This window comes from Bacillus sp. DB-2, assembly GCF_003315125.1.
GTDB classification, from domain to species: Bacteria; Bacillota; Bacilli; order Bacillales; family Bacillaceae_G; genus Bacillus_A; species Bacillus_A mycoides.
The window spans coordinates 60,229-78,674 of the sequence record NZ_QNRN01000021.1; the positions used below are offsets into that span (position 1 = coordinate 60,229).

Annotated in this window: 21 protein-coding genes; 8 read left to right on the top strand and 13 right to left on the bottom strand. The window is 33.2% G+C overall.

The window, feature by feature from the left end; translation table 11 throughout:
• The first annotated feature begins 39 nt into the window (after positions 1-39).
• Positions 40-822, top strand: a complete 783-nt coding sequence (locus tag DET63_RS27510) for a CheR family methyltransferase (protein WP_002166047.1) — start codon at positions 40-42, stop codon at positions 820-822.
• A gap of 38 nt (positions 823-860) precedes the next feature.
• On the opposite strand, the gene DET63_RS27515 is transcribed toward DET63_RS27510, so the two are convergent.
• The 7 genes from DET63_RS27515 to DET63_RS27545 form a co-directional block, all read right to left on the bottom strand.
• On the bottom strand, positions 861-1,577 hold the full coding sequence (locus DET63_RS27515) for a hypothetical protein (RefSeq protein ID WP_113938434.1): 717 nt from the start codon (positions 1,575-1,577) through the stop codon (positions 861-863).
• 27 nt (positions 1,578-1,604) lie between these two features.
• A complete protein-coding gene (locus DET63_RS27520) occupies positions 1,605-2,966 on the bottom strand; it encodes a transglycosylase (protein ID WP_113938435.1) in 1,362 nt (453 codons plus the stop codon).
• 29 nt (positions 2,967-2,995) lie between these two features.
• Positions 2,996-4,642, bottom strand: coding sequence for a flagellar motor switch protein (locus DET63_RS27525; RefSeq protein ID WP_113938436.1), 1,647 nt, complete (start codon positions 4,640-4,642; stop codon positions 2,996-2,998).
• Between the two features lie 208 nt (positions 4,643-4,850).
• A complete protein-coding gene (locus DET63_RS27530) occupies positions 4,851-6,821 on the bottom strand; it encodes a chemotaxis protein CheA (RefSeq protein ID WP_002012065.1) in 1,971 nt (656 codons plus the stop codon).
• A 129-nt stretch (positions 6,822-6,950) separates the two neighbouring features.
• A complete protein-coding gene (locus DET63_RS27535; RefSeq protein WP_000940577.1) occupies positions 6,951-7,319 on the bottom strand; it encodes a response regulator in 369 nt (122 codons plus the stop codon).
• 150 nt (positions 7,320-7,469) lie between these two features.
• Positions 7,470-8,147: an OmpA family protein gene (locus DET63_RS27540; RefSeq protein WP_002012067.1), complete on the bottom strand. Its 678-nt coding sequence runs from the start codon at positions 8,145-8,147 to the stop codon at positions 7,470-7,472.
• 22 nt (positions 8,148-8,169) lie between these two features.
• Entirely contained in the window at positions 8,170-9,003 is an 834-nt protein-coding gene (locus tag DET63_RS27545) for a flagellar motor protein MotP (RefSeq protein WP_002012069.1), read from the bottom strand.
• 172 nt (positions 9,004-9,175) lie between these two features.
• Between DET63_RS27545 and DET63_RS27550 the strand changes: the two genes are divergently transcribed.
• Positions 9,176-9,778, top strand: coding sequence for an HD domain-containing protein (locus tag DET63_RS27550; protein WP_113735609.1), 603 nt, complete (start codon positions 9,176-9,178; stop codon positions 9,776-9,778).
• A 38-nt stretch (positions 9,779-9,816) separates the two neighbouring features.
• Here the strand turns inward: DET63_RS27550 and hfq are convergent, their stop codons facing one another.
• Positions 9,817-10,005 (bottom strand): RNA chaperone Hfq, encoded by a 189-nt coding sequence (hfq, locus tag DET63_RS27555; RefSeq protein WP_002012071.1) that lies wholly within the window; start codon positions 10,003-10,005, stop codon positions 9,817-9,819.
• A 54-nt stretch (positions 10,006-10,059) separates the two neighbouring features.
• Positions 10,060-10,278 carry an aspartyl-phosphate phosphatase Spo0E family protein gene (locus tag DET63_RS27560; protein WP_033658168.1) on the bottom strand — a complete coding sequence of 73 codons (219 nt, stop codon included), beginning with the start codon at positions 10,276-10,278 and terminating at the stop codon, positions 10,060-10,062.
• A 304-nt stretch (positions 10,279-10,582) separates the two neighbouring features.
• Here DET63_RS27560 and DET63_RS27565 point away from each other — a divergent pair, with 304 nt between their 5' ends.
• From DET63_RS27565 to DET63_RS27590, 6 genes are all read left to right on the top strand, one after another.
• Positions 10,583-10,699: a YjcZ family sporulation protein gene (locus DET63_RS27565; protein WP_000007805.1), complete on the top strand. Its 117-nt coding sequence runs from the start codon at positions 10,583-10,585 to the stop codon at positions 10,697-10,699.
• Positions 10,700-10,891: 192 nt separating this feature from the next.
• The gene (locus tag DET63_RS27570) at positions 10,892-11,359 is read left to right on the top strand and encodes a VOC family protein (protein WP_098636188.1); all 468 of its coding nucleotides are present in this window, start codon (positions 10,892-10,894) and stop codon (positions 11,357-11,359) included.
• Positions 11,360-11,364: 5 nt separating this feature from the next.
• The gene (locus tag DET63_RS27575) at positions 11,365-12,588 is read left to right on the top strand and encodes an MFS transporter (protein ID WP_113938437.1); all 1,224 of its coding nucleotides are present in this window, start codon (positions 11,365-11,367) and stop codon (positions 12,586-12,588) included.
• A 128-nt stretch (positions 12,589-12,716) separates the two neighbouring features.
• On the top strand, positions 12,717-13,166 hold the full coding sequence (locus DET63_RS27580; protein ID WP_113938438.1) for an ArsR/SmtB family transcription factor: 450 nt from the start codon (positions 12,717-12,719) through the stop codon (positions 13,164-13,166).
• A gap of 19 nt (positions 13,167-13,185) precedes the next feature.
• Complete coding sequence (locus DET63_RS27585; protein WP_000791669.1) at positions 13,186-14,406, top strand: MFS transporter; 1,221 nt, start codon at positions 13,186-13,188, stop codon at positions 14,404-14,406.
• Positions 14,407-14,555: 149 nt separating this feature from the next.
• Positions 14,556-15,281: a sulfite exporter TauE/SafE family protein gene (locus DET63_RS27590; RefSeq protein ID WP_113938439.1), complete on the top strand. Its 726-nt coding sequence runs from the start codon at positions 14,556-14,558 to the stop codon at positions 15,279-15,281.
• Between the two features lie 201 nt (positions 15,282-15,482).
• Here DET63_RS27590 and DET63_RS27595 read toward each other — a convergent pair whose 3' ends face one another.
• The 4 genes from DET63_RS27595 to nfsA all read right to left on the bottom strand — a co-directional run bounded on the left by DET63_RS27595 (position 15,483) and on the right by nfsA (position 18,232).
• Complete coding sequence (locus DET63_RS27595) at positions 15,483-16,094, bottom strand: PH domain-containing protein (protein ID WP_097871722.1); 612 nt, start codon at positions 16,092-16,094, stop codon at positions 15,483-15,485.
• Between the two features lies 1 nt (position 16,095).
• Positions 16,096-16,641, bottom strand: a complete 546-nt coding sequence (locus DET63_RS27600; RefSeq protein ID WP_113938443.1) for a sigma-70 family RNA polymerase sigma factor — start codon at positions 16,639-16,641, stop codon at positions 16,096-16,098.
• Between the two features lie 184 nt (positions 16,642-16,825).
• Positions 16,826-17,410 (bottom strand): type 1 glutamine amidotransferase family protein, encoded by a 585-nt coding sequence (locus DET63_RS27605; protein ID WP_113938440.1) that lies wholly within the window; start codon positions 17,408-17,410, stop codon positions 16,826-16,828.
• 87 nt (positions 17,411-17,497) lie between these two features.
• Positions 17,498-18,232, bottom strand: a complete 735-nt coding sequence (nfsA, locus tag DET63_RS27610; protein ID WP_113938441.1) for an oxygen-insensitive NADPH nitroreductase — start codon at positions 18,230-18,232, stop codon at positions 17,498-17,500.
• Positions 18,233-18,446: the final 214 nt, after the last annotated feature.

The following is an 18,446-nucleotide window of genomic DNA, read 5'->3' on the forward strand; positions in this document are numbered from 1 at the left end:
AGGGGGAGGCACAATATCGTTATTGTGCCTATTGTAAATATGATAACTGAACAAGATTATAATCAATTTGTCGTAAGTTTTAAACAGCACTTTAATATGGATATCGCTTCCTATAAGCAAGATAGAATGCGCCGAAGAATCGACGCTTTCATTTCGAGAAAAGGTTTTGAAAATTACACAAATTTTTTAAATAATTTACGCACCGATCAAACGTTATTTTTAAGTTTTATTGACTATATTACAATTAACGTATCAGAGTTTTTCAGAAATAAAGAGCGCTGGCAAACGTTAGAGACGAAAGCTCTACCAAAGCTACTTGAACAAAATAACGGTAAATTAAAAATTTGGAGTGCTGCTTGCGCTGCCGGTGAAGAACCATATACACTTTCTTTAATATTATCGAAGCATCTAGCTCCGTTTCGTTATGACATTCAAGCAACGGATCTTGATTTTCATGTTTTAGAAACTGCAAAACGTGGTCAATATACAGAACGCTCTTTGAAAGAATTACCTAATGATTTAAAACAACGTCATTTCACAAAAGAAGATGATACATATATATTGCATCAAAATATTAAACAGCAAGTTACATTTAAACAACATGATTTATTAATGCAGACATTTGATACGAACTACGATTTAATTATTTGTCGAAATGTAATGATTTACTTTACAGAAGAAGCAAGAATAAAGCTTTATGAAAAGTTTAGTCGTTCTTTACGAAAAGGCGGCGTACTATTCGTTGGTAGCACAGAACAAATTTTAACACCCGAACGCTACAACCTTCAGCGTTTTGATACATTCTTCTACGAAAAAATATAGAAAAAGGTCGTCATAATTGAAATGACGACCTTTTTTTATTATATAATACGAATCAATATGATACCTATAACCCATATAAAGAGAAATAGAGCTGTAACAGACCATTTATGCTCTTGAATCGTATGTTTCAACGCATGCGATAATTGCGTCATATTCATTTCTGCAAGTGCTCTCCACACACTCACATCACGTTCTTTAGAAATACGATCCGTACCGCTAATTAAAATTGTTTCGTTAGACAATTTTGTCATGTAAGCTGTAATAACTGTTATCATTAAATTCGTATTTCCTTCTGATGTATCTTGTTCCACTCTAGAAATGAGCGCACTTACATCAAGTAACGGAATATGCACTTTTCTTCCAAACGAAAGCTGCACTTCAGCGAAATCATACGTTCCGTCTAATAACGGAACTCCCTTTATATGAGCTTGTTTAATAAGCCCCTGTAAACTTCTAACAATTTGTTCATATATTTTTTCCGATTGCTTTCCTTCCTCGGACAACATATGTAACTTTGAAAACAACTGCAACACGGTATCCATTTCCTTAGAAAGCATTTCTTTTACAATCTTTCCATCACCTAAACTTGCAAGCAAAATCCCTATTTCATTGTTTTTCGAAATGATTTTGGGCTGCCCAGTAATCACAAGGTTACTCCGCTTTCGTTCTTTCTGAATTTCATGTTCTGAAATAGCTGCAGGCTGTTTTAATGGTTGTAGCGTCTTATTTTCAATTGTAGTACGTTTAATTTCCATCTAAGCGCCTCCACTACTATCAAATTATTAGCCCCACTCTTTATTACTCTTTAAAACTAAAAATAGTACAAATAATCCTGACATAATAGCAAACACATTAGAGGCTTGTACTCCCTGTTCACTTTTTTCTTCTTTTTTCTCTTGTTCTTCTATTTTCTCTTTCTTTTTAGAAACGACTTGATTTTCATTTTTGCTTTTTTTCTCTTTATGAGCCTTCACATTATTTACTTCCTTATTGTCTGTCGCTGGCTCTTTTATAACGTAGTTGATTTCCTCTTTCTCTTTCAAAGGCTCTTTTATAAAATAGTTTACTTTCTCGTCTTGCTTTGGAATTTGAATAACTGGAAGTTTTTCTTCTGGAAGCGGCATCTCTATTTTCGGATCTTCCTGCTTCTCAATTTCTTTCTTATCTTCTACTTCATTTTGATTCTCTTGCTCTTCTATCTTTTCATCATCTTTCACTTTTTGTTCGATGATAGAAACGATATATTCACTCTCTGTCACAAGTTTGTTACCTGCCCCATCTGTTACTTCCACAATAAGTTGATGCGGCCCAACAGGTAAAGCTTCTGTTATTTCAAATATTTTCTGCCAATCCATGTCGCGTTTATTATAGTCTAATAAAAAAGTAATATCGTTACCGTCTTCTTTTCCTTTTAATATAACGCGCACTTCTTTAACAACCGATTCTATATCTACCGTTTGTACTCGTATATGAACGGATTCTCCCTTTTTCCGTTCAATTAAGTTCCCTTTTGCCTCATCAATACTAACTTTCTCTAACTTTGGCAATTCTTTATCTATAGTTGGTGCTTCATTGTTTATACGAATGAGCGGGACATTTAATTCGTTCTCTATTACTTCTTCCTTCTCATCTTCTTTATAGCTTTCAACAAGCCTAAGGTTCCAATCACCTTGTAAATCATATATTCCGGCCTTATAATTAGCGATCCATCGCTTCGTTTCTTCTTCATACTCAAAAGATATTATTCTCTCTTGTCTGTACTGCTCACCATTTTTTTGTAATTGTAATATGCCTTTTACACTTTGAATGTTTTTTTCATTTGATTCTACAGCAATCCGCACTTCTTCGCCAACCTTTAGCTCCTGCTTATTAACTGTAATAACCCCTCGGTCTGTTTCTATCGTTCTTTCTTCTTTTTTTTCTTTCCCTTGCTCATTTTCTACTGCTTTTTTTTCATCTTCAACCGAGGGCATTTCCACTTGTTCCGGCTGTTCCTGAACTTCTTTATTTTTTCCCTCTTGGTCATTCATTTCGCTTATATTTTGATCTTGTACACTTTTTTCTTCTGCCTGCCCTTGTGATGGTAAAAATATACATATATGTAAGAATAGCCAACTAACTAGAAAAAACTTTACGTTTTTCATCTATTTGTTCAAACTCCTATTTTGACGCCTTATAGCGATTTCGTCATTTTCACTCCGAAAAACCCATCTACATTTACAAGTTCTCCATACGCCACTAATACATCGTTCACATAAATTTGAATCGGTTCATCAATATCTTCATCAAGTACGACCGCTTCATTTTCTTGTAGACTTAAAATATCTTGAATTGTTCTCACTGTACTTCCAAATACAAATTTAACATTCATTTCTACATTTTGTAGAATAGATGTATCCATATATACTGGCTCAACTTGCTTGACTTCTTTATATTCAATTGGCTGTACGACTGGTGCAGGAATTTCTTCCTCTTCAACAACTTCCTCAACTATTTCTTCTTGCTCTTCCACCATCGGATATAGAAGTCTTCTAACCATTTCTTTCGCTTCTGATATCGGTAGTATTTGATACATCTTTGATTGAAGGAGATCACCAATTTCAAGATTAAAAGTAATTTGAACGAGTTCGTCAACTGCCATCGACTCTCCCAAATATTCCATTTCTTCTTTTAAAGAAACAAATTTAACGTCTGGTGGTGTCATATCCATTTTTTCTTTAAACATTTCTGACATCGCTGTTGCAGCATGCCCCATCATTTGGTTCATAATTTCTTTAATGCCACTTAACTCTAATTCACTTAGCTCTTTCTCCGGATCAATTTCACCCGTTCCCATCATCATTAAATCTACCATTGTTAAAGCAACATCTTTCGTAAATACGAATACATTCTCATTTTTTAGTCCTTCAACAAAATCGACATTTAAAATAACAAACGGAACCGGTACTCCTTCATAATGACGAACATTAATCGCCTCTACATTTGGTGTACTAATAGTGACAGGCTGATTTAAAAGCGTCGATAGTACTGTTGAAGCCGAACCGATTGAAATATTCGCAATTTCACCAAGCACATCTTTCTCTTCTTGTGTTAATTGCTCTTTTTCTACATGCTCTTCTACAATCTCAGTTTCCTGCACTTCCGTCGGCTCATCTATTTCTTCTTCCACACCACCAGATAATTGTAACAATTTATTTATCATTCGCTTCGCATGTTCAACTGAAACAACCTGTACAAGCTGAGAATTCACAAGATTATCTATTTTTAATTCAAACGATACTTTAACAACCATATTATTCCCATTAATACCAGAAATCTTCTCCATCTCTTCTGTAAGTTGCACAACTTTAATTGTTGGCGGAGACATGTCTACCGTATCTTGGAAGAATTCTGACATAGATGTTGCTGCGAATCCCATCATTTGATTCATAGCTTCTTGTACTGCACTTAGCTCTAATTCACCAAGCTCTTTTCCCTCTTCAACTTCACCTGTTCCCATCATCATTAAATCAGCAATAGATAAAGCAACATCTTGTTGAAGAACAAGAAGATTTTCCATATCTAATCCTTTTGTGAAATGGATATTTAATACAACATGTGGAATTTCAACATCACTTGTATCATATAAATCTACCAATTCTACTTGAGGAGCAGTAATACTTACTTGCCTATTTAAAATTGTTGATAATACAGTCGAAGCTGAACCAAATGATATATTAGCAATCTCACCAAGAATATCGCATTCTTGAGGCGTTAAATGTTCATTTTCTTTTTCTAGCACAATTGTGCCAGTATCCCCTTTTGTGTGTTGCTCAGGCATTTTTCCTGCCTCCTCATTTTTGTTTTTCTATCAAATGATTTAAACTCTCTATTACACTCGTTATATTTTACCAAACTTATCATCCGAATTGTGAACATGTATTTATTTCCACAATATGTGTAAACGACGGTTTTCATATACTTATATTATTAGTTCTACCCAAAAAGCTCCCCAATTGTATACAAGTGGGGAGCTTCCTTCATTCCTATTATAAACCTTCTGGGTTTAAAATGAGGACCACTCGTCCATCACCGAGAATTGTCGCACCAGAGAAATAGTTAGAGCTCTCTGCAAAGAAATCACCTAATGACTTTAAAACTATTTCTCTTTGACCGATAATTGTGTTTACGATAAGTCCATAGCTACGATGTGTATTACGAACAATTAACACAGGAACCATTTGACTATCATATGATGCGAACGCCTCATCTACTGTTTTTTCACCAAATACAGTACTTAAATGTTTCACTTCAATAATTTGATTGCGATAGTTTAAAACGTCTTTCCCTTGTAACGATTGTATGTCTTCTTTCTTAATTCGAATGGCTTCAGCAATATTGCCAAGAGGCAAGGCATAACGCTTATCATTTGTTTGAACAAGCATTGATTGAATAATAGACAATGTTAAAGGAAGTTCAATTCTGAATGTACTTCCTTTTCCTTCTTCAGAATCAATAATTAAATGCCCACCTAAACTATGAATCGTATGTTTAACAACATCTAATCCAACCCCACGTCCAGAAAGGTCAGATACAACTTCCGCTGTACTAAATCCCGGTTGGAAGATAAGATCAAACACTTCACGATCCGTTAATTTATTTGCCTCTGATTCCGTTACAACACCATTTTTTATCGCTTTTTCTAATACTTTTCCTTTATGAATACCATTTCCATCATCAGTAATTTGAATTACGACATGATTTCCACTATGAAACGCCTCTAATTTAATAGTACCTGTCTCATTTTTCCCGGCATCACGTCGGTTTTCGACAGTTTCAATACCATGATCAATTGCATTACGAATTAAATGAACGAGTGGATCACCAATTTCGTCAATAACAATTTTATCAACTTCAGTATCTTCACCTTTAATTTGTAAATCGATTTTTTTACCTAAATCTTTCGCTAACATACGTACCATACGCGGAAAACGATTGAAGACCGTTTCAATCGGTACCATACGCATATTTAATAATACATTTTGGATATCTTTTGAAATATCCCCTAATCGATTTAAATGCTCGATTAACTCTTTATTTTGAATCGTTTCTGCTAATTCATCAATTCGTCCACGCTCAATTACACTTTCTTCAAACATATTCATTAATCTTTCGATTTTTTCTAACTGAACACGAATAGAACGATTCTCTACTTTAGCATTTTTCGTTTTTGTATTACTTTTAGCCGGTGTAGTACTAGCTGTTGGAGTTCGTGCCTCTAGAGATGGATCCAGCTGCGTTGCTGCAATAGATTGTACGATTCCTTCTTCAGCTATATTTCCTTGCTTCACTTCTACTTTCTCAATTTCAGAAACGTGAAGCACCACCTGTTTCAATTCTTCAACACTACGATCAGTATCCATATATACTGTAAACTCAAATCCAAAAGCATCCGCTTCGATTTCTTCAATGCTTGGAACCGTTTTTTGTATATCCCCTACATTTTGTAATGCTTCAATACACATAATGGCACGTACTGCTTTTAAAATGGCTTGTTGTTCGACGGTTATATATACTTCATGTGAAACTGTATCATCATTGTTTATACTACTTTGCTCTACTTGTTCCATAGAAGCTTCTACATTCCCATTTAATAATGCTTCTAATTTATGCTTTGTAGATACAACATCAATATTACCCATTCCGCCCTGCTGCACATCTGTAACCATCTTTTCTAAATTATCAATGCACTCAAAAATAACATCAATAATATTAGCATTCACCATCATATTTCCGTGACGGATTTCGTCTAAAACATTTTCCATCTTATGAGTTAAATCTGCCATTTCCGCAAATTCCATACTCGCAGACATACCTTTAAATGTATGAGCTGAGCGGAATATTTCCCCTACAACACCCATATCGGCAGGATTCTGTTCTAAATTTAGCACATTTTCATTTAGCGACTGTAAATGTTCTTCTGCTTCTTCAAAAAATATATTTAATAGATCTGTTTGCATTTTAATCCCCTACCTGTCTAACAAACATTTCATTTATGTATAACAATTTAGTGTTTTATAACGAGAAAAAAGGGGGCCACACGTCTATCCGCTATCATTGATTTGATTCTTTGTGGCACCCCTTCTATATTAGCTATTTGCTACTTTTGTTAAAGCTTCGATAACACGATCGGCTTGAAATGGCTTTACAATAAAGTCTTTTGCCCCGCCTTTAATTGCATCTAATACCATACCTTGTTGTCCCATTGCAGAACAAATAACAACCTTTGCACTCGAATCAATTTTCATAATTTCTTTTAATGCTTCAAGTCCGTCCATTTCTGGCATAGTAATATCTAGTGTTACAATATCAGGTTGAAGTTCTTTATACTTTTGAATCGCTTCTACCCCATTCTCTGCTTCACCGATAACTTCAAATTCTGAATTACTTTTTAATAAGTTTTTAATCATTGTTCGCATAAACATTGCATCGTCTACAACTAAAATTTTATGTGCCATTCTTTTTGGTTCTCTCCCTCTATGTATAAATATATCTTAATATTTCACCTTATCATTCTCACTCATTATACAAAATAAAACGAGAAAATTTAATATTTTTTTAAAAGAATTTCTGTATTTTTATTATTTTATTAATAAAATGGAAATATATTATTCTTTAATATATATTACAACGCGCCGGTTTTTCTCCCAATTTTGCGGTGAATCATTTGATGCTACTGGTTTTGTGTCCGCATATCCTACCGCTGCTAATCGTTTATCATCTACATTATACACTTCAATTAAGTGGTGAATCATATTAGCTGCTCGTGCTGAAGATAATTCCCAGTTGGAAGGAAATTTTTCATTATGAATCGGTCTACTATCTGTATGTCCTTCTACAACAATTGGGTTTGGTACCGATTGAAAGAACCCTACTAATTGACTAATTACTTCTTTTGCTTCCGGCTTAACATTCGCATCACCTGTATCGAATATTAAGTTATCTACTATAACGATGCTAACACCTGTATCTTCTCGATATACATTCACTTGACTAACACCATTATTATCTACATATGCTTTTAACTTTTTATACAATTCATCCATTCGTTTTTTTGAAACTGCTTTTTCATCATTTTTTTCATGTGAAATATCTGGTATTGTACCTTCCATTACTTTCGCATCCACTTGTTCTGCATCACTAAACTTTTCAAGCATCTTCGATAATTTTACTGTATCTTGTTTTGATGTAGCAACTAATAGTACAAAAAAAGTCAATAACAACATCGTTAAATCAGTAAAAGTCGTCATCCAACGAGGCGATCCTTTTTGCGGTCGTTTTATCATCACCATACCACTCCTTGAAATATTAGGCTGCTCGTTTTTCTTTTTTTATCTTCGTTTCATATACGTATGTATCAAGTTTTAACTTTAACTTAGAAGGAATTTGTCCTCGGTAAAGCTCTGTGATTGCTTCTATTACAAATTTCTTCTCTGTATACAAATCTTCAATGCCACGATACACTTTTTCAGATAACGGTATTGCAATCATGTTTGCAATAACTGATCCATACAATGTCGTCAACATAGCAACTGCCATTCCTGTACCAATTTGCGATGTATCTTGCAAGTTTTGAAGCATAATAATAAGACCAATTAAAGTTCCTATCATACCCCACGCTGGAGCGAAATCACCAATCTTATCTAATAATGTTGCTCCTTTTCTTAACTCATATACTTCTGTTTCAACATCTCTCATTAATACTTCTTTTAATTCTGCTTCATCATATCCACTTAACATTAAACGAATCCCCTTTTGAATAAAAGGATTGTCTACTTGCTCTCCATCAACTTCTAACGAGAGTAAACCATGTTTTTTAGACTTCTTTGAAAAATCAACGAACAAATCCGTTAACTGTTCTAGATTTTCCTCTCTTCTATGTAAAACAGTAAAAATACTTTTCGTATATTTTTTTATTTCTCCAAATCTATATGCCACAATAATTGTCGCTGTTGTTCCCCCTATAACGATCAAAATAGATGACACATCTAAGAAATTTTTAAAAGCTTTTATTCCACCACCGCCAAGCATGATCGCTGCAATTAAAATAACGAAACCTACTACAATGCCAAAGGGGCTAGAAATATCAAACTTCCTTTTTTTCCTTTGCGGTCTAGCTAATCCTTGATTTTCGTCTCCCATATTCCTACCCTTCCTTTTTCGTTTTCGTAAAACATTTTTTTATTTTAATAATGCGTTTTCACATATAACAATCATTATACGCGTATCATCTATTTATCGCAATATACTCATTAAATTGACACATTTCATTTCTATATTAGAATTATAGTATGGAAATATGAGGAGGATCACGATGGAACATAACATTTTACAAGTCATTGCATTAGCAGAAAAACTAAAATATGAAATGCGACATAGTTGGCTTTCTAACGGACGTCAAGAAAGTGTTGCTGAACATACGTGGCGTATGTCCCTAATGGCTATCTTAGTTGAGCCTTATTTGGATCAAAAAGTAAATATAGAAAAATTACTTAAAATGGTTATTATTCATGACCTTGTCGAAGCAGAAGCTGGTGATATTCCTGCCTTTGATACGATGAATAGCCGTGAATTACAATTACAAAAACAAAAAAATGAGCAAAAGGCTATTTTAAATATTAAACGTACACTAGAAGGTTCTCTTGGCGTGGAATTATACGATTTATGGATGGAGTTCGAAGCGAAAGAAACGTATGAAGCAAAAGTTGCTAATGCACTTGATAAACTTGAAGTAAAAATTCAGCATAACGAAGCTGATATTGATACTTGGCTACCAATTGAGCATAAAATGACTTTCCAAGTTGGTAAACATACAGATTTTGACTCTTTCTTATCTAGATTACAAAAAATCATTGAACAAGACGGAGAAAAAAAATTACTAGCTGCTGGCATTGACATTGAAGCATGTAAACAATAACCATTTAATTATGAAATAAGACACTCAAAATGAGTGTCTTATTTCATAATTGTTGATATTGCCTGCTTATAAATAAGTTGTTGTTTTCCATCTACTAATATTAATACTGTAAATCTATCTACTCCAACTACTTCCCCTACTATTCTTACTCCACTCTTTAAAAATATAGTAACTGCACCTTTTTCTTCTTTTATTTGTTTATACAACTCTTCTTGTAAGTGTTCCATAACTGTTTTCCCCTTTACAAATAAATAATCCTAATATGAAAAAATAAAGATTAATCACTTATATACTTTGTCTTTTATATTCATAAACTTATTAATTAGTATATCTAAATCTCGACTAAATAACAAAACTTTATCATGATCTAATCCATGCCTAGCAACAAGTTGAATTAACTCTTTCTTTTTATGTTCTATTTTATTGTGTAATTGTCCCATCTCCATCTCTATACTAAAACTCCCTTTTCCCATAATATTACTTGTAAAATTATAGTACATTTCCACTCATAAAAAAATAAAAAAATGGCTTTTTTTACAAATTTTATATTTATGAAAAGAAATTTTAATGTAATTGTAAGTTACATACCCCTTTCATTTGCAATACATTCACCTAGTATACACTTCCATATTGTTTTACCATTTTTAAAAAAGCGCTATGAAACAAAGTAAATATCACATTTAAATCCGATCACAGGCTCTTGTCTAATTAGAAGTAAGACTTGCTCCTTTTCTAAATAAAAACATATCTTATAAAGTAATCCATTAGTTATATAGATTAATTTCCTAAAAAGGAGGAAAAAACATGAGCTTTGGTGGTAGTTGCGCTGGTTTCGGCGGTGGATTTGCTTTACTCATCGTGCTATTCATCCTTCTAATCATTATCGGATGTAGCTGTTGGGGTGGCGGCGGAGGGTTTTAAATATAATACGTATCCTTTTCGCTAAACTCTAAATGAATGAAATAGGTTAACTAAAAACTATACGAAAACAGCTCATATTTGAGCTGTTTTTTCATACTTTCGTATGAATTTATGTCCATCTTTTTTGTGATTTCAACTAACAAGAAATCGTTTACTATGGAATAAGAAACATTTTTACTAAGGAGGATTATAATGATTAAAGGTCTTTATGAAGCACATTTACCTGTCTGTAATTTAGAAATTTCGATACCTTTTTATGAATCACTGGGGTTAAATTTATATAAAAGAGACAACGATATCGCCTTCTTTTGGATTGTAGAAAATGAAAGTTGGATTGGTCTTTGGGAAGGAAAAGAATACAAAGTCAATTATCATCCATCCTTACGACATATCGCTTTCCAAGTAAGCTTACACGATTTAGAAAACGCAATACACTGGCTCAAACAGAAAGGAATTCCAGCGCGAAAAGACTTTGGAATGGAGCCAATTGAGCCAATCGTTTTTCCAGAATTAGCACACGCCTCCGTATATTTTAACGATCCTGATGGAAATAGTTTAGAATTCATTGCACAATTACCTGTTGGACTACCTAAAGCAGAGAAAATGTATTTAAGTGAATGGAAAAAGCATGTACAAACATCGCCAATAGATAGGGATTAATTTTTATGTCAGTACAATCAGTTTCTTATTCCACACTTCTTAGAACAAATAAAAACTTTAAAAAACTATTTTATGGTCAAACATTAAGTGTACTTGGAGATTGGTTTCATACTGTCGCTTTATTAACACTCGTCTATAGCATAACAGAATCTTCATTTATGTTAGCACTCACTTTTATGAGCAAAGGGTTACCTCAACTTCTTCTGAGCCCATTCATAGGCGGCATTGTAGACCGTTTTTCAAAAAAGAAAATTATGATTTTTACTGATAGTTTACGAGGAATTATCGTCCTCACTTATTTATTAGCATTCTACAAAATTGAAATTATTTTCGTTTCTAATATATGCTTATCAGTACTCTCTTGCTTATTCGAGCCTGCTAAGCAATCAACTCTAAAAAATATCGTACATCAAAAGCATTTCGTAACCGCTAACTCTCTTTCTAGTACAATCAATGGTTTTATGTCTATTATGGGAGCTTCTTTAGGTGGGCTCATTGCACAATCTTTAAGTATCGAGATTGCCTTTTTTATTAATAGCCTATCATACTTTATTTCAGCCTATATTATTTATAAAATAAAGATCCCTTCTCGTGACACTTTTAGCAAGAAAAAAGCGTTTTTCACTGATATAAAAGATGGTTATACATACATATTACAAAGCAAAATTATTTTAACATTAATTCTTGTCGGCATTTCATGGGGCATTATTGGAGGTGCCTATCAGTTACTTCTAACAATCTATGCCGAAAGAATCTTCCACACTAACATTGGTATTTTATATGCGGTTCAAGGGGCTGGACTTATGATTGGCAGTCTCTTCGTTAATCTTTATATATCTAAAAATGAAGACAAAATGAAAAGAGCATTTGGTTGGGCCTATTTACTGCAAGGAATTTTCTTTCTCGGATTCATTCTATCCGATCAACTTATTATCGGTATCATTACATTACTCTGTATGCGTATAGCAGGAGGAATCATCGTACCACTTGATACGACATTACTACAAACGTATACGCAAGAAAACATGATTGGTAAAGTTTTTTCATTTCATTATTCCATCTACGGATCGCTTATTCAGTTATCTATGTTTATTACAGGATGGTTTTTAGAAATCCTTTCTCCTCAAGTGATTGGTAGCTTGTTAGCTATATGCTGTATTTTTGTTAGTTTTATATGGCTTTTCTTGTTTTATGGCGGGGAACTTAGTGAAGAATCTACTATCACTTAATGGCATGTATATGTACATGCCATTTTTATTTTTGTCGAAATTCACAAGAAAAAGGCGATTTATTTCTCTTACGTTCTAATTTTTTAGAATGTACAATAAATTTAGATTATAAGAAAGGGGCTAACATAATGTTTGAGGATCGACTTACCATTTCAGCAGAACAACAAAAGCTAATTTCCAATGCAACTCGCATTCAAATTCTTCACCTTTTAAAAGACGAAACACTCACTGCAAAACAAGTATCTACTAAACTAAATAAATCTGCTGGTAGCGTTCACTATCACATCCAAATTTTATTTGACGGAGGCTTACTTGAATTAGTAGATACAAAGGAAAAACGAGGGATTATTGAAAAGTACTATAAAGCAAAATCTGCTCACTTCTATATTGAAGAAGCAGGAACGGAAGGAACAAATACAGGGAGCCATATTGTATCTCATTTATTTTTAACTCCAGAGGAATTACAACAACTCACTTGGGAGCTCTCACAAGTTTTATTACGCTGGGAAAGCAAAACCGCTCGTCAATCAGCCTCAGAAGAAGAATACGCTATTTCCTGCCGGATTAAAAAACAATGAAAGAAAGGTCCAATTGTTTATGAAAAATAAATTATTATTATTGTCGGGAACAGGAATTTCTCGTTTAGGTGATTTTATGTATCTCATCGCTCTAAACTTAATGGTGTTAAATAGCACAAACTCCCCTGCTGCTGTAGCAGGATTATGGATTGTAGGTCCAATTGCCACCGTTGTTACAAAAATATGGTCTGGTAGTATTGTAGATCGATTAAATAAACGGTCAATTATGCTCATCGCAGATATTATTCGAGCAGTTCTCATCGGCTGTATTCCACTATTTGATTCTATTTGGGCCATTTATATTTTTATCTTTTTGACTCGCATTGCTACATCATTTTTCGATCCAGCTTCATTCACTTATAAAACAATGCTCATACGAGCTGAAGAGCGCGCTCAATTCAACGCTTGGAATAGCTTATGTACAAACGGGGCTTTTATTATCGGTCCAGCTCTTTCCGGAATACTTCTCACTACTTACTCGGCAGACTTTGTTATTTACTGCAATTCACTTTCATTTCTACTTTCTACAATTCTCATTTACTTCTTGCCAAACATTACATTACAAACAAAGCAAAACGAAGAGGTTGCAAATACTTTCGTACAAACATTACGAAGTGATTGGAAACAAGTTTTTTCATTCGCTCGAACGGAAACTTACATTATTCTCATATTCGTTTTATTTCAATCCACTATGCTTGTTTCTATGGCACTCGATTCACAAGAAGTTGTTTTCACAAATCAAGTACTGTTTTTATCCGATATAGAATATAGCATGCTTGTTAGTATAACTGGTGCTGCTTACGTTTGCGGTTCATTTCTCGTCTCTCTCTTTGCCAAACGATTAGCAATTCAACATTGTATCGGATTAGGTATGATTTTCACAGCAATAGGTTATGTGATTTTTGCCTTTTCAAATTCATTTATAGTCGCAGCGAGCGGTTTCATTTTACTTGGCATTTCTTCATCATTTGCTGGTACTGGCTTTATAACATTTTATCAAAATAACATCCCTGTACATATGATAGGACGTATCGATAGCGTGTTTGATTCAATAAAAAATTTCATCCAAATCTTTTTCATTTTAGCAATTGGAGCATCCGCACAATTTCTTTCCGTTCAAATTACTGTAATCAGTAGTTCATTACTCATTCTTTTCCTTTCCTGTTTATTAGCAATCCGGGTAATGACGCCTTCACGAGAAAAATATTTTAAAGCTACAGGATCATCTTTGGAATATTAACCGCAACATAAAAAGCGGCTATTTGCCGGGCAGTAAGATCCCAATTGGTGTGGGCTAATAATCAGTGGGGGATGAACAAAACCCCCACTGATTAAAATTTCACTTTATGTTAAAATATTTATTGGATCTGATTATGTAGGGGGGCTATTTTGGAGATTATATTCATTTTCATATGTATTATATTAGTAGCTTCTATTTTACAAACAAGTACAGGTTTTGGCTTTTCTATTATGGCAACACCTTTCTTACTCATGCTATTTCTACCACAAGAAGCTATACAAATAAATATCATTTTATCATTAATTATTTCCATATCACTCATTTGGAAAATAAGAATGGACATTGATTTTATTCTACTGAAAAGATTAATTTTCGGAAGTATAGTTGGTGTTCCTTTTGGTATTTTAATTTTCATTTCCATTAACATCAACACATTTAAATTAGCAATTAGCATCCTGCTCTTACTATTAACGTTGATGCTAATATGCAACTTTAAGATTAAATCAACAAAATCTAGAGATTTCTTAGTGGGTGGATTATCCGGTCTTTTAACGACAAGTATCGGTATGCCAGGACCACCCCTGTTACTTTACTTTACAGGAACTGATACGAAAAAAGAGAAGTTGAGAGCAACTACTTTGGCTTTTTATCTGTTTATATATTTCATTAGTCTCATAACTCAAATACTCTTTACTGGCACAAACAAAACAATTTGGGAATCAAGTTTTTATGCAATTCCAATCGTATTTCTAGGTTTGTTTATAGGTCAAATTATCTTCAAATGGCTTAATCAACGGATTTTTAAAATATTTACGTATATCCTTTTAAGTTGCACGGGGGGGTATCTTCTTATTGAAAGTTTGAACTTGTTATAGAGGCTGCTTTAGATAGTGCACAATAATAGATAGGTTCAAACGAAATTATTGCTGCATTTTCAAGTGCGGTGGGGCATTCTATATCAAAACTTAAATAACTTTATTGGCAGTTTACAATTAGCAATAATCGTTCTTTCGTAAGACAAATATTTTAAATCGAATACTAAATAAAACGATAAAAAGCGGCTATTATGCCGCTTTTTACATTAAATATTTTATAAAGCAAAGACCTGCACTTACTATCACGAATATATTAAAAAATAAGAAAAACCCTTTTTCAAAATCTGTATACTTTTCTACTTTTACTCCACGTTTTTTTAACTCCATAACTATCATTGCAACTTCACGTGCATACTCAATACTTCCAAATTGTATATGAGTGTTATTATATTTGATCTCAAAGACATTTTTCATTTTTTTATGTTGCGAAATAGATTGTATATCCTCTATTGGCATGCTATGCTCATTTGTTTTTTTAAAATAACAATCTAATCCTTTCATGATTACTCTTTTATTTGTTAAAACGATATAATAATAAAAAGTAGCTCCTACGTAATATATATTTGGTATTACTTTATTATTTGTCATATATCCTTCGTCTACTAATAGTTCCTTCTCAATTTCTTCACCAGTTTGTAATTCGTTCCTAATTGATTCTTCTAACATTTGTAAAGTTATTTTTTTTAGTAGATCTCCATTTCTCACATAATACTTATCTATATTGATAGACTCATTCGCCTCTTTTTCTAAACGTACAATTTCTTCATCTGAATATTGGAGCTCATTTAACATCGACAATAATCTTTTATCCATATTACACACTCCCTTTCCACAGTTTTTGAAGTTTTTTCTTCCCACGAGAAATTCGATTGTATATATAATCAGCCGTTACTTTTAATTCTTTTGCAATATCGTCAATGGAATACCCATCAATATACCTCTTTAAAAAGATATATCGATCCTCCGTATTTAAATCTTGTACGATTTCCATAATCTCTTCTTCTTGTTCTATTTCATACCTATCATGGATACCTGTATCTAATTCTACATCTTTATCGATTTTATTCTCTTTATATACTTTCTTTTTATATTCCAATGCCTTTAATTTAGTAATACCAATCATCCAAGATTTTAAGTTGCCCTTTTCTATATCAAATTGGTCGATATTAAACCAAATGACAGTAAATACATCATTATAACAATCATCCACATATTGTTTTTCAATAGGGGTACTTAATGATTTATGAATAATGTACAAAATTAATTTTCCATATTGATCAATCACTTCTTTCAAAGCATCTTGATCGCGTTTTTTCATAGCTATAATTAAATCCTCTTCAGAATCGAAAATCATAAACATCATCCTTCCTCAGTTCCCCTTTAGCAGCTGCTTTTACTTACTATTGGCATTTCATTCTCATTTTCTATCACTTTTGTAAAAATTTATTAATTTTTTTCTATGTATATGATAACAAATAAAATACCTAAGTTCAGAAAGTAGTATCTACATTCTGAACTTAGGTATTAACAATCAAACTATTCACTTAAACTAACGTTTTATCACAAAGCTCTGTTACATTTTTAAAGTATTGCAAGTTCTCCTTCGCTTCAGCTTCGTTAAATAAATTGAGCTGCTTCATTATTTCAGCGGCAAATTCAACGTACGCAGACCCTACCGCTGTTATGATTTTCCCATCAACGGTTACATCTTTATTTTGTTTATATTCCCATTCATGTAAATGCGCTAATTGTTTTTCATCTGATGTTAATGATGTTGAGAATTTCTTCTTATTAAGTACTCCTGCTGCATGTAGTAAAGATGTCCCTGCACAAATACTCGCTATCCATTTATTTTGCTTATGTAATTCGTTCACGATAGATAACAACTTTTCATTTTCTAAATGCTCAAAAATATGTCCTCCTGGTACAATAAACACTTCATAATCTGCTACTTTAATATGCTCTATAGAGACATGTGGTTGACACAAAAATCCGCCTTCTCCTGTAACTGCTTTTCCGTCTACAGTTGCTGTTATTATTTCGAATTCCTTACTTTTCAAAAACAAACTCGCTACATTCACTTCAAATTCTGCAAATCCATCGAATAAAAAGATTAAAGCTTTCTTCATGTTATCGCCTCCCTCTATACCCATTCGAAAACAATCACATTTCTCCTCCAAAAAAGACAAACCCGCATTCCAGATTTGCCTTTTTACTTATTTTTTATTTAATCCTTTTTCATTTAAAAACTCTTTCATATGAATTCTTTTCTCTTTGGACATAAATGAGCTCATTGATTCCGTCCATGTTACGTTTTTTTGATTTGACGATCTTTCTTTGTAATACGCACTCATCGTTTCATCATATTCGTTTAATAATTCATCATATTTCTTTTCATCGTATCCATTTTCATGAAGAACTGCTGCTACTGGTAAACGTGGTTTAACTCCATGTTCTTCATCTGGTACACCAACTGTCATTCCGAATACCGGATATACTTTATCCGGTAAATGAAGCAATTCACTCACTTCTCTCGGGTTATTACGAATACCACCAATATAACAAATGCCGTATCCTAAAGATTCAGCTGCAAGTGCTAAGTTTTGTGCAAATAATGAGGCATCTACTGTTGCTACAATAAAGTCCTCTACTCCCTCATGTTTAATTTCTGTTCCATGTTTCTCACATGCAGTTTCTAAACGTTTTAAATCCGCACAGCATACAAAGAATGCTGCGCAGTCTTTCACATGACGATTCCCGGATAATTCAGCTAGTTTAGCCTTTAGTTCCTGATCTGTTACATATATAAGAGAATACGCCTGTACAAAATGTGAGGAAGCTGCATGCTGCGCAGCTTGCACCATTCTTTCTACTATCTCTTTTGAAATTGGTTCTTCTTTATATTTACGAACTGAAACGTGTTGCTCCATTTTATGTATCATCTCATTCATAAAAACCACTCCCTTTTTCTCTTCATAATAAAAAATTAACATATCTTTTTCATTATTCACAACTTATAAGCAAAAAAAGAGCAATCCTTTTTAAAATGTACCCTATAGAATAGACACTGAAAAAAAGTCTATTCTATAGGGTATTTCTTGTATAATGAGAGAAAATTGGGATCGGAGAAAGTTCAAAATGACAAAAAAGCTATTTACAGAAAGA

Bases quoted from the DNA above. Each gene is read 5' to 3' on its own strand.
- DET63_RS27510 (WP_002166047.1), top strand. From the start codon at position 40: ATGATAACTGAACAAGATTATAATCAATTTGTCGTAAGTTTTAAACAG.
- DET63_RS27515 (WP_113938434.1), bottom strand. From the start codon at position 1,577: ATGGAAATTAAACGTACTACAATTGAAAATAAGACGCTACAACCATTA.
- DET63_RS27520 (WP_113938435.1), bottom strand. From the start codon at position 2,966: ATGAAAAACGTAAAGTTTTTTCTAGTTAGTTGGCTATTCTTACATATA.
- DET63_RS27525 (WP_113938436.1), bottom strand. From the start codon at position 4,642: ATGCCTGAGCAACACACAAAAGGGGATACTGGCACAATTGTGCTAGAA.
- DET63_RS27530 (WP_002012065.1), bottom strand. From the start codon at position 6,821: ATGCAAACAGATCTATTAAATATATTTTTTGAAGAAGCAGAAGAACAT.
- DET63_RS27535 (WP_000940577.1), bottom strand. From the start codon at position 7,319: ATGGCACATAAAATTTTAGTTGTAGACGATGCAATGTTTATGCGAACA.
- DET63_RS27540 (WP_002012067.1), bottom strand. From the start codon at position 8,147: ATGATAAAACGACCGCAAAAAGGATCGCCTCGTTGGATGACGACTTTT.
- DET63_RS27545 (WP_002012069.1), bottom strand. From the start codon at position 9,003: ATGGGAGACGAAAATCAAGGATTAGCTAGACCGCAAAGGAAAAAAAGG.
- DET63_RS27550 (WP_113735609.1), top strand. From the start codon at position 9,176: ATGGAACATAACATTTTACAAGTCATTGCATTAGCAGAAAAACTAAAA.
- hfq (WP_002012071.1), bottom strand. From the start codon at position 10,005: ATGGAACACTTACAAGAAGAGTTGTATAAACAAATAAAAGAAGAAAAA.
- DET63_RS27560 (WP_033658168.1), bottom strand. From the start codon at position 10,278: ATGTACTATAATTTTACAAGTAATATTATGGGAAAAGGGAGTTTTAGT.
- DET63_RS27565 (WP_000007805.1), top strand. From the start codon at position 10,583: ATGAGCTTTGGTGGTAGTTGCGCTGGTTTCGGCGGTGGATTTGCTTTA.
- DET63_RS27570 (WP_098636188.1), top strand. From the start codon at position 10,892: ATGATTAAAGGTCTTTATGAAGCACATTTACCTGTCTGTAATTTAGAA.
- DET63_RS27575 (WP_113938437.1), top strand. From the start codon at position 11,365: ATGTCAGTACAATCAGTTTCTTATTCCACACTTCTTAGAACAAATAAA.
- DET63_RS27580 (WP_113938438.1), top strand. From the start codon at position 12,717: ATGTTTGAGGATCGACTTACCATTTCAGCAGAACAACAAAAGCTAATT.
- DET63_RS27585 (WP_000791669.1), top strand. From the start codon at position 13,186: ATGAAAAATAAATTATTATTATTGTCGGGAACAGGAATTTCTCGTTTA.
- DET63_RS27595 (WP_097871722.1), bottom strand. From the start codon at position 16,094: ATGGATAAAAGATTATTGTCGATGTTAAATGAGCTCCAATATTCAGAT.
- DET63_RS27600 (WP_113938443.1), bottom strand. From the start codon at position 16,641: ATGTTTATGATTTTCGATTCTGAAGAGGATTTAATTATAGCTATGAAA.
- DET63_RS27605 (WP_113938440.1), bottom strand. From the start codon at position 17,410: ATGAAGAAAGCTTTAATCTTTTTATTCGATGGATTTGCAGAATTTGAA.
- nfsA (WP_113938441.1), bottom strand. From the start codon at position 18,232: ATGAATGAGATGATACATAAAATGGAGCAACACGTTTCAGTTCGTAAA.